The organism is Salegentibacter maritimus (assembly GCF_016236975.1).
Classification (GTDB): domain Bacteria; phylum Bacteroidota; class Bacteroidia; order Flavobacteriales; family Flavobacteriaceae; genus Salegentibacter; species Salegentibacter maritimus.
In genome coordinates, this window is record NZ_JAEHNY010000016.1 from 48,824 (window position 1) to 59,426 (window position 10,603).

11 protein-coding genes are annotated in these 10,603 nt (G+C 36.8%); 7 read left to right on the plus strand and 4 right to left on the minus strand.

Annotated elements, in window-relative coordinates:
• Positions 1 to 86: 86 nt before the first annotated feature.
• Positions 87 to 833 (plus strand): NYN domain-containing protein, encoded by a 747-nt coding sequence (locus I6U50_RS15005; RefSeq protein WP_193709416.1) that lies wholly within the window; start codon positions 87 to 89, stop codon positions 831 to 833.
• A 368-nt stretch (positions 834 to 1,201) separates the two neighbouring features.
• Here I6U50_RS15005 and rocD read toward each other — a convergent pair whose 3' ends face one another.
• Positions 1,202 to 2,482, minus strand: a complete 1,281-nt coding sequence (rocD, locus tag I6U50_RS15010) for an ornithine--oxo-acid transaminase (protein ID WP_198639440.1) — start codon at positions 2,480 to 2,482, stop codon at positions 1,202 to 1,204.
• 179 nt (positions 2,483 to 2,661) lie between these two features.
• On the opposite strand from rocD, the gene rlmD reads away from it, so the two are divergent.
• From rlmD to I6U50_RS15025, 3 genes are read left to right on the plus strand one after another with little or no spacing between them, the layout of a single operon-like run.
• Complete coding sequence (gene rlmD / locus I6U50_RS15015; protein WP_198639461.1) at positions 2,662 to 4,071, plus strand: 23S rRNA (uracil(1939)-C(5))-methyltransferase RlmD; 1,410 nt, start codon at positions 2,662 to 2,664, stop codon at positions 4,069 to 4,071.
• Positions 4,072 to 4,599: a DUF6452 family protein gene (locus I6U50_RS15020; protein ID WP_198639441.1), complete on the plus strand. Its 528-nt coding sequence runs from the start codon at positions 4,072 to 4,074 to the stop codon at positions 4,597 to 4,599.
• Positions 4,565 to 5,269: a DUF6048 family protein gene (locus tag I6U50_RS15025; protein ID WP_198639442.1), complete on the plus strand. Its 705-nt coding sequence runs from the start codon at positions 4,565 to 4,567 to the stop codon at positions 5,267 to 5,269. The genes I6U50_RS15020 and I6U50_RS15025 overlap by 35 nt, the downstream gene beginning before the upstream one ends.
• Positions 5,270 to 5,461: 192 nt before the next feature.
• Here the strand turns inward: I6U50_RS15025 and I6U50_RS15030 are convergent, their stop codons facing one another.
• Positions 5,462 to 5,662, minus strand: a complete 201-nt coding sequence (locus I6U50_RS15030) for a hypothetical protein (RefSeq protein ID WP_198639443.1) — start codon at positions 5,660 to 5,662, stop codon at positions 5,462 to 5,464.
• A 118-nt stretch (positions 5,663 to 5,780) separates the two neighbouring features.
• Positions 5,781 to 6,938, minus strand: a complete 1,158-nt coding sequence (locus I6U50_RS15035) for a THUMP domain-containing class I SAM-dependent RNA methyltransferase (protein WP_198639444.1) — start codon at positions 6,936 to 6,938, stop codon at positions 5,781 to 5,783.
• Positions 6,939 to 7,064: 126 nt separating this feature from the next.
• On the opposite strand from I6U50_RS15035, the gene I6U50_RS15040 reads away from it, so the two are divergent.
• The 3 genes from I6U50_RS15040 (at position 7,065) to xerA (ending at position 9,527) form a co-directional block, all read left to right on the plus strand.
• Positions 7,065 to 7,733 carry a ZIP family metal transporter gene (locus I6U50_RS15040; protein ID WP_193709411.1) on the plus strand — a complete coding sequence of 223 codons (669 nt, stop codon included), beginning with the start codon at positions 7,065 to 7,067 and terminating at the stop codon, positions 7,731 to 7,733.
• Between the two features lie 122 nt (positions 7,734 to 7,855).
• On the plus strand, positions 7,856 to 8,281 hold the full coding sequence (locus I6U50_RS15045) for a DUF4268 domain-containing protein (RefSeq protein WP_198639445.1): 426 nt from the start codon (positions 7,856 to 7,858) through the stop codon (positions 8,279 to 8,281).
• A 67-nt stretch (positions 8,282 to 8,348) separates the two neighbouring features.
• Positions 8,349 to 9,527 (plus strand): site-specific tyrosine recombinase/integron integrase, encoded by a 1,179-nt coding sequence (gene xerA / locus I6U50_RS15050; protein WP_198639446.1) that lies wholly within the window; start codon positions 8,349 to 8,351, stop codon positions 9,525 to 9,527.
• A gap of 52 nt (positions 9,528 to 9,579) precedes the next feature.
• On the opposite strand, the gene I6U50_RS15055 is transcribed toward xerA, so the two are convergent.
• Positions 9,580 to 9,933: a DUF2528 family protein gene (locus I6U50_RS15055; RefSeq protein ID WP_198639447.1), complete on the minus strand. Its 354-nt coding sequence runs from the start codon at positions 9,931 to 9,933 to the stop codon at positions 9,580 to 9,582.
• Between the last annotated feature and the right edge of the window lie 670 nt (positions 9,934 to 10,603).

The window sequence follows — 10,603 nt, forward strand, 5'->3', positions numbered from 1 at the left end:
CGAGACCAGCCTCGAAGTCCCGAAAACGATTGGGATAAACCTCGATTATCGAGTAAAACAAGTATATTTACCTCAAATAAAACTCTATGGAAACTAACCTCGCGGTACTAATTGATGGCGATAATATCCCTTCGGCCTATATAAAAGAAATGATGGAAGAAATTGCCAAATACGGCAATCCAACGATTAAGCGAATTTACGGTGACTGGACGAAACCCCATTTAGCAAAATGGAAAAATGTACTGCTAGAAAATGCTATTAATCCTATTCAACAATACGGCTATACTCAGGGAAAAAACGCAACAGATTCGGCCATGATCATTGATGCGATGGATATTTTATATTCAGATAAAGTAGATGGGTTCTGCCTGGTTTCCAGTGATAGCGATTTTACAAGATTGGCAACAAGGCTGCGCGAAGCAGGCAAAAATGTGATTGGTATTGGCGAAAAGAAAACCCCTGAACCATTTATTGTAGCATGCGACAGATTCATTTATATTGAAATTTTAAAGAATACAGATAAAGAAGATAGCGATCAAAATAACGGTAAGGGTGGGAAAGCTTCCAAAAAGAAAAATGTTGACAAGATCACACCCAAGGTTATTCGGTTTATATCACAAACTATTTCAGACGTGGCCGATGAAGATGGCTGGGCTTTTTTGGGAGATGTAGGAAGTTTACTCCAGAAAAAGCAACCCAATTTTGATTCTCGTAATTACGGCTTTCAAAAACTAACCCCCATGATTCATTCTATAGACAAATTTGAAATTGAATCACGAACCAACCAAAACAGTAAGTTTAAACTTATTTACGTTAAAAATAAAGAGGCTTAAGGACTTAGCCCTTTGCAGCTCAAAGTGCCGATAAGTAGCCATAAAAATCTCTATTATCGAATAAGAAACAATTGCATTAAAAAGTTCTAAAAGCCTTTTATCATACTACGAGAGAAATTCGGGATAAAGCTTAAAAAGAGTTCATTTTCCAAAAATTATCAGCTTTTACAAGCTATTTTAAAACATAAAAGAAGCTGTCTGAAAAGGTTTTAAAACCCTCATCTTGAATTTATTTCAGAGCCTGCCCCGATTCTTTATCGGGGATTTAACATGTTGGTAATTAAAAACATGTTAGAAGCTGAAACAAGTTCAGCTTGACGAGAATAAACTTTTCAGACAGCCTCTTTCTTTATGCATTCTAGAGAAAATTACTTTTCAAATTCCTTTAATGTAGAAATAATAATATCTACACAATCTTTAAGCTGTTCTTCGTTCATTACCAGTGGTGGCGCAAAACGAATTATATTCCCGTGAGTTGGTTTAGCTAAAAGTCCGTTTTCTTTTAAAGCCATACAAATATCCCAGGCGGTAGAACTTTCTTCTGAGTCGTTAATAACAATGGCATTTAATAGCCCACGACCTCTTACCAATTCTACAATATTAGAATCCTTAATATAGTCGTTCATTAATCTTCTAAAAAGATTTCCCAGTTTACGGGCATTAAGGGCCAGTTTTTCATCTCGCACAACATCTAAAGCAGCAACGGCTGTAGCAGCAGCTACAGGGTTTCCTCCAAAAGTAGAGCCGTGTTGACCGGGCTGAATTACATTCATTACCTCATCATCGGCCAGTACTGCAGATACCGGGTAGTTACCTCCGGAAAGTGCTTTTCCTAATATCAAAATATCTGGTCTTGTATAAGTTTCCTGTCGCTCACAGTGGCCTTCGCAGGTACAATTTCCACAAACGGCCAGTAAAGAACCTGTTCTGGCAATACCCGTTTGGATTTCATCGGCCATAAAAAGCACATTGTGCTTGTTACAAATTTCTTTGGCTTTTTTCATATAATCATCTGCCGGGGTATAAACTCCTGCTTCCCCTTGAATGGGTTCTACTAAAAAGCCGGCAATATTATCATTGTCTGTGATGGCTTTTTCCAGTGCATCAGGATCGTCATAAGCTACTTTAATAAACCCGGGGGTATATGGCCCAAAATTTTTACGGGCGCCTTCATCATTCGAAAAAGAAATTATGGTAGTGGTTCTTCCGTGGAAATTATTTTCACAAACAATAATTTGTGCATCTGTTTCTTTTACCCCTTTCTTTTCATAGGCCCATTTTCTGGCAATTTTTATAGCGGTTTCAACAGCTTCTGCCCCTGTATTCATGGGCAAAAGTTTATCGAATTTAAAATAATCGGTGGCATATTTCTCATAAGCACCAAGCACATCGTTATGGAAAGCCCGGGAAGTAAGTGCTAATTTCGAGGCTTGCTCATACATAGCATTTACAATTTTAGGATGACAATGGCCCTGGTTTACCGCGGAATACGCAGAAAGGAAATCGTAGTATTTTTTTCCTTCTACGTCCCAAACATGAACTCCTTCCCCTTTGCTTAAAACAGCAGGAAGCGGATGGTAATTATGGGCACCATGTTTATCTTCCAGGTTAATAGCTTCTTCTGAGGATTTAATTTCTGTTAATGGCATTCATTTAATTTTTAACTGTTAATTTTCACAATTCCTTCTTTTGCTCCCAATTATTTAAAAACTCAGGCAGCAAGGGAGAGAAATCATCCAAAATTCAAGTTTTGGCAAATTACTAAATGTTTGCCGAAATTTTAAGCAACTCAGGGAATAAATCTTTACAATTATCTTATTTTTGCGCTATGGGAAGAAGGAATAAAAACAAGGTATTTGAGGCCGTTGAAGTTACCGGTGCCGGTGGAAAAGGAAAAGGAATCGGGAACTCTCCAGATGGCCGAATAATCTTTATAGATAATGTAGTACCCGGCGATATAGCCGATATTAAAACTACAAAAAAAAGAAAATCATACTACCAGGGAACAGCTGTAAATTTTCATCAATATTCAGATAAACGTACAGAACCTGTTTGCCAGCACTTTGGAACTTGTGGAGGCTGTAAATGGCAAAATATGGAGTATAAATATCAACTGGAATATAAGCAGGACGAAGTTTTAAATAATCTTATTCGCGTTGGGAAAGTTGACCTACCTGAAGTTACTCCCATTTTAGGAAGTAAGGAAATCTATTTTTACCGTAATAAAATGGAGTTTTCTTTTAGCGATAGCCGCTGGTTAACCCCCGAGGAAATAAACAGCGGACAGGATTTTGACAATAAGAATGCCCTGGGATTTCATATTCCAGGAATGTGGGATAAAATCCTGGATATCAAAAAATGCCATCTACAGGAAGATCCCAGTAATGCTGTTAGAAACTTTGTAAAAGAATTCGCAACCGATAATAAGCTTAGTTTCTTTAATGCCCGTAAACAGGAAGGCCTCTTAAGAACTTTAATGATTAGGACCTCCTCTACCGGTGAGCTTATGGTTTTAATCCAGTTTTTTTATGAAGACAGGGAAAAGCGTGAATTACTATTAGAGGCGGTAGCAGAAATGTTTCCCGAGGTCACTTCGCTTCAGTACGTGATCAATGAAAAAGGCAACGATACTATTTACGATCAGGAAGTAATTTGCTATAAAGGTCGCGATCATATTTTTGAGCAAATGGAAGGACTTCAGTTTAAAATAAACGCCAAGTCTTTTTACCAAACCAATTCGGCGCAGGCCTACGAACTTTATAAAATAACCCGCGATTTCGCTAATTTACAGGGAGACGAAATTGTTTATGACCTCTATACCGGAACAGGAACCATTGCACAATTTGTGGCGAAAAAGGCAAAGAAGGTAGTGGGTGTTGAAGTGGTACCTGAAGCTATTATAGATGCTAAAGAAAATGCGGAACGAAACCAGATTAACAACGCCGAGTTTTTTGTAGGCGATATGAAAAAGGTTTTTTCTGAATCTTTTATCAATACACATGGCCAGCCCGATGTTATTATTACCGACCCTCCCCGGGACGGCATGCATAAAGATGTAGTTGCTCAAATAATTGGTATATTGCCAGAGCGTATTGTTTATGTAAGTTGTAATTCGGCTACCCAGGCGCGAGACCTCTCTTTGCTAGACGAATATTACAAAGTAACTAAAGTACAGCCGGTAGATATGTTTCCGCAAACACATCACGTAGAAAATGTTGTTTGTTTAGAAAGAAAATAAATGAATACAAAATATCTTAAAAACCTCTTTTTAATCGGTGGATTGCTAATGCTTTTTTCAAGCTGCCAAAGAGACGATATATGCGCTGAAGCAACGCAAACCACCCCAATGATGGTCATGCGGTTTTATGATGCAAGTGATCGTGATCAACCTGCCAGGCCCACCAATTTAAGCATCAGGTCTATTGTAAACGACTCTGTTAAGACCCTATACAGACGAATAAATCAGGATAGTATTGTAATTCCTTTAAGGACAAACCAAAACGCCACTACCTATTCCTTCACTATTTTTGATTCGGATAACGAAGAAGAGGAAGATGATGAATTTACGCCAAATACCGACACCTTAACATTTACTTACGGCACCGAAGAGGTATATATAAACCGCGCCTGTGCTTATAAAGTAATTTATAATAGTTTAAAGCTAACCATTGAAGGCGGTGAAGAGGGACAATGGATTGATTCTTATATTATTGAAGAACCCAACATTGAAGATGAAACACAAGCACATATTAGTATATTTTATTAGTCTTTCCTTTCTGTTTTTGGCTTCTCCCCTATTTAGCCAGGAAACAACAGTAAAGGATAGCCTTGCCAAGCGCGAAAAATTTGGATTACGCGTGGGCACAGATCTTAGTAAACTGGCAAGAACGGCTTTTCAGGAAGATTATTCAGGTTTTGAAATTCTTGGAGATTACAGGGTTTATAAAAATTACTATGCTGCAGCCGAATTGGGTAATGAAAGTATAGGTTATGAAGAAGACAATATTAGACTAACTTCCCGAGGAAGCTATATAAAACTGGGAGCCGATTACAATGCTTACGAAAACTGGACCGGAATGCAGAATCTTATTTTTGTAGGTGCGCGCTATGGTTTTGCCACTTTTACCCAGGAAGTAGAAGAATACCAAATATACACCACTAATCCTTTTTTTGAACCTGATATTAGAACCGATAATATTGAATATTCCGGTTTAACCGCTAGCTGGATAGAATTAATTGCAGGGATTAAGGTTGAAGTATTGAATAATTTATACCTCTCGGTTAATGTTCAATTAAAGCGCAGGTTGTTTCAGTCTACCCCAAATAATTTTGACAACCTGGCTATACCCGGTTTTAACCGTACTTACGACGATAGTAATATTGGAGTTGGTTATGGATACACTATTAGTTATCTAATTCCTTTTTATAAGAAATAGGGGAATTGAAAATTAAACTGCATTAACTGGTTTTACAAACTTGAATCGACAGATCGAAAACCAACGACAGATTGCCGCGTTGCTGCGCTCCTCGCAAAGACGGGGCGAGATTGCCGTGCTCCGGTGTCGCTATCATTAACGTTATTTACTAAATAACAGCAACTTAACAAAAGACTTTAAGCATCCTAACTTTCATTTTCTTTGCTCGCCCAAAGAAAACGAAACAAAAGAAAAGGCGCTTTTTCCAAGGTATTTTTCAGCAAAGCTGAAAACCAGTTTTGTTTTGCTAAAATCTTTCCAAGGCTTCAAGATTTTTTCACGCAAAACAAAACTTATACTGCGGAAAAAGATTCCAAAGCGCTGCTTTGAAACGTCAATACCAGCGTTTTTCAAATTTTGTATTGGGTCTCGCAATGACAATTCCTTTTGAAACAAAGTCATTGCAAAGGAGGTACAACTGAAGCAATCTCCCCATCAAAGCAACGAATCAACCACTCCCGATTCCCGAATCCTATTCCTGGAACTTGGCCTTTTTTGATCCCTGGTAGATCTGGTATTTTAATAACTTAGATTCCAGGGCACCGTTGTAAAGTTTTATTTTTCGGGAAGGCCTTAGGCCAACGTGTTTTATTGCTTCAAGATTAGAAGTTATAAACCAGGCATCAGTCCCTGGGTAAGATTGCTTTAAGGTATCTCCTATTTCTTTATAAAATTTTGGCATATCTATTTCCAATCGTTCTCCATAAGGCGGATTAAACAACATATGCAAATGCCGCTCACCTTCCTTTTGTGAAGCAAAGAAATCCTGTCTTTCTACTTTTATAAATTCAGATAGATTTGCATTTTCAATATTATCTATGGCTTTATGTACTGCCGATGGTGAAGTATCGTAACCTTTGATATTAAAATGAAATTCCCGCATCTTTTTTAATACCGAAGCTTCTATTTTTTCAAATAAATCTTCATCCCAATCTTTCCAACGTTCAAACGCAAATTCCTTTCGGTTTAAATTAGGAGGAATATTACAGGCAATCATAGCGGCTTCAATTAAAATAGTACCACTACCGCACATAGGATCCATAAAATCAGATTGCCCATCCCAACCGGAAAGCAATAACAGGCCGGCAGCTAAAACTTCGTTTATAGGGGCAATATTGGTAGCCGATTTATACCCACGTTTATGAAGCGACTGGCCAGAGGAATCAAAAGAAACATTGCAAAAATTCTTTTCAATATGAATATTAAGCCGCAAAGTTGGGAAATCCAGGTCTACATTGGGTCTCCTGCCAAACTTATCGCGAAAGCGATCTACAATAGCATCTTTTGTTTTAAGGGAAATATATTTAGAATGTGTAAACGTTTCTGAATGTACCGTAGCGTCTATTGCCAGGCTATCGTCTACGTCCATAAAATCCTCCCAGGGCAACTCATAGATTTGCTTATAAAGATCTTCTTCAGAATATATTTTAAAACTCCGGTAAGGTTTCAGGATTTTTATAGCAGTTCTAAGGCAAAGATTGGCTTTATACATAAACCCGGTATCTCCCACAAAACTTACATTTCTGGTTCCTTCTTTTATATCCATCGCGCCAAGAGCCAGAAGTTCTTTAGCCAAAACCGGCTCAAAACCATACATGGTCTTGGCGATCATTTTAAAATTATTTTCCATATTGGTTTTTTACAGTCCACAAAAATAGGGTAATTTTGCTGAATAATAGTATTGCCGGCTTTGGATACTGAAATATTCTAAAAGCTTTTACGACTTAGGTTTTCTAATAATATTTTTACGTAATTAATGATCTATATTTTACCCCTTGTTTCTGTTCTTGCCGGATACCTTATTGCTACTTTCTTAAATCCCTCCTCTTCTACGGGGTTTAAATTACTACTTAGTTTTAGTGGTGCCTATTTATTGGCCGTTACTGTTTTTGAATTGTTGCCCGAGGTTTATTTAAACGGCACAAACGAAGTGGGAATCTTTATCATGCTGGGGCTACTATTACAAATTATCCTGGAATTTGTATCAAAAGGGGTAGAACATGGGCACTTACACCACCAGGAGTCTATGAATAAATTCCCAATACTGCTTTTAATAAGTTTAAGTATTCATGCCTTTTTAGAAGGCTTCCCTATGGACGAAGGCGACCATATACTACATGGCGTTGTAATACACAAAATTCCGGTGGCCACAATACTTTCGGTTTTCCTTATTCATTCTAACTTAAGCAAGATAAAAGTTGGTGTTTTCCTGGCAATTTTCGCTTTAATGACACCTTTAGGAAGCTTTTTTAAATCTGAATTTAGTGTATTTAAGGACCTTTCAGTTTACATTAATGCCCTGGTAATTGGTATTTTTTTACACGTTTCTACCACCATTCTATTTGAAGCTTCCAAAAACCATAAATTCAATATTTCTAAACTTGCGGTAATTGTTGGTGGTATTTTACTGGCTTATTTTATCTAATACCAAATTAACAATCTAATGCCGCATTCAAACTCGTTCATTTTCCGCGCTATTTCCTTGCTCATAGAACAAAAAAGCAACTTTGCTTTCTATGCGACTGTACAAAATTAAATTGGTATACTATGTTTAGCAAAGCTGAAAGTAAAAAATTAAGACAACAGTTCTGGACCAGTTTTGGTATTGTTTTCCGAAGAAAATGGGTACTTTATAATACCGGCATAAAAGAACTTCAGCTAAAATTTACTTTTCACCGAAAATTTGCCCAGGTTTCTATAGATGTTTTGGATGAAGACCCACTAATTAGAGCCTATTATTTCGAAAAGCTGCTCTCTTTAAAAAATATTCTACTTTCTGAATATTTACCTGAAGCAATTTTTGACGAAGCCTATGAACTTCCGGAAGGAAAAGTAATTTCCCGGGTATATGTGCAACTAGATAATGTTAGCATACATAACCGAAACCAATGGCCTGAAGCCATGAAGTTCTTAAATGATAACATGGAGAAAATGGAGGACTTTTTCATGGAATATAAAGACCTTTTTCGCTAAGTTTTCTTCGTAATTTTCAGGGTTTTCACCCAACTAATTTAGTTTCTTATTTGTTTAAAATAGACTTATGAGAACTATTAGGCTTTTTCCGTTTCACCATAGAGACGAACTACAAATTGGAATCACTTACAAATTTGATTTTGAGCTCAATGAGTTCATTAAAAATATGGCAGGCATGCGCTGGTCCCGCACCTATTCTTGCTTTTATTTACCATATTCAGTCAACAATAAAAAACGTATTTATTATAATTTAAAAAAAATAGGGTCTATTATAGATTATTCGGCCTTAAAAAATCTTAAAGTAACGGCAATAGCAGCGCCTGAGGAAAAAATTTCAAATTTAAATGCCCAACAATTGGATATCCTGGAGGAATTTAAGAATTATTTGCTGGGACAGCGATTAAGCAAAAGTACCTTAAAAACCTACAACACCTTTGTACAACGGTTTCTAGAATTTCAAAAAGACAATTTAGATACCATTACCAATCGTAGCATTGAGCTTTTTATTGAAAAAGAAATTGCCGGGAAAAATTACGCTATCAGTACACACCGGCAATGTGTAAGTGCTTTAAAGCATTTTGCCACCTTACATCGTTTTCCCGAATTAGAAGCTGAGCAAATTTCGAGTCCTAGAAAAAGCAAATATTTACCGGTAGTGCTTTCTAAAGAAGAAGTGATAGACCTTTTAAGAGCCACAAGAAATTTAAAGCACCGGGCAGTTTTTGCCTTGTTATATTCTTCGGGGCTTAGAGTTGGGGAAACTATTAACCTACAGCAAAAAGATATAGATATAGACCGTAGACAAATTACCATACGTTCAGGAAAAGGCCGAAAAGACCGGGTAGTAATTATGGCCGAAAGTTTTATTCCGCTACTTTTAAACTACCTGGGCACCTACCGGCCCAGAACTTATTTTGTAGAGAGTCCGCAGGGCGGTCCTTACAGTTCTTCGAGTATAAGAGCGGCCTTGCATCATGCTTGCAAATTAGCTCATATTAAGAAAAGGGTAACGCCACATACTTTACGGCATTCGTTTGCCACCCATATGTTAGAAAACGGAATAGATTTACGGCATATACAGAGTTTACTAGGACATTCTAAACCAGAAACCACTATGATTTATACGCATGTTACCCAGAAAGACCTGATGAAGATTAAGAGTCCGTTAGATGTGAGTTTAAAAGCCATATCAAATTCTGATAAAAGTGATGAAAACCTGCGTTTATCCCGAAATATTTCTGATTAAATAAGTATATTGTGAAGGATATAACGAGTTGTACGCAATAAAAAAGGGCGACTTACTCGGACGGCTCTTCTAACTCTAATAACCTTGCTTCGATTTGAACCCCTTCAACATATAAAAGTTTGATGCCAAAACTACCGTCTACATTGTAATACCCTTCTTGTTCGTTAAAATCAGAAATCACACCTCTTGTATTGTGATTGTTTTCAGTAGCTAATATAATCGCCATTCGAGCGTATTTCAACATTACTTCATCGACAAGATTATTATCATAATCAGGTTCTTCATCCCATGAGAAAAAATCTAAAGTCTGTTTTGCTTGCTTTTCTCCAAATAGATGTAAATCCACTTCAAATTCTACACTAGCTGTATAATTGTCGTAATTGTATTTGTATTTTTTAATATTCATAATATTTTAAGTTTTTAATAATTATTCTTTTTTTTGCCCTCGTACCTCACGCACGCCCTTTTTTACAGACGTACAACAATGGTTATAATCCATTGCTAGTTGTTTTTTATTCAATTGTTTTTGTGTACTTGCACGGTTCTAATTCCTACTCCGAAATTCTGCCGAATTTCTACGCAACGGAATCATAACCTTTTACGTTACCAACAATAGCTCCGGACAGAGAAAGAGAGCTTTAATAAGAAAAACTCACTCGAACGCGGACTTTTAAAAGTGAAGCTGAAAGATTGATTTTAGTAAAAAGAGAAGAAAAAATAAAACGAAAGCTCAGTCTGGCGGACTAAAAATCGTAGAATTAAATAAAGCTTTTAGAAGGTAATTTTAGCAAAAAAATATAATACATTACCCACTCTGGCTCTAGAAAATTAGAAGATAAATGCTCGCTCAAACCCTAAAAATTCACAAGAAAAAGACTGACTAAGAAGAAAATTATAAAAGGTGGACGGCAAATCTCTCTTGCTTACTCGGGTGTGTCGCTAAAGTTGGTAACATCGGTTAAAGAAAATAGCTAGGGTTTAGCTAAAATTCTATATTTTAGAAGTCTAAATTAATCCTGGTTAAACCGACAAGCTAGCTCTTCCCTAAACGCTACTTCCTTTAACCAAAACCGTTG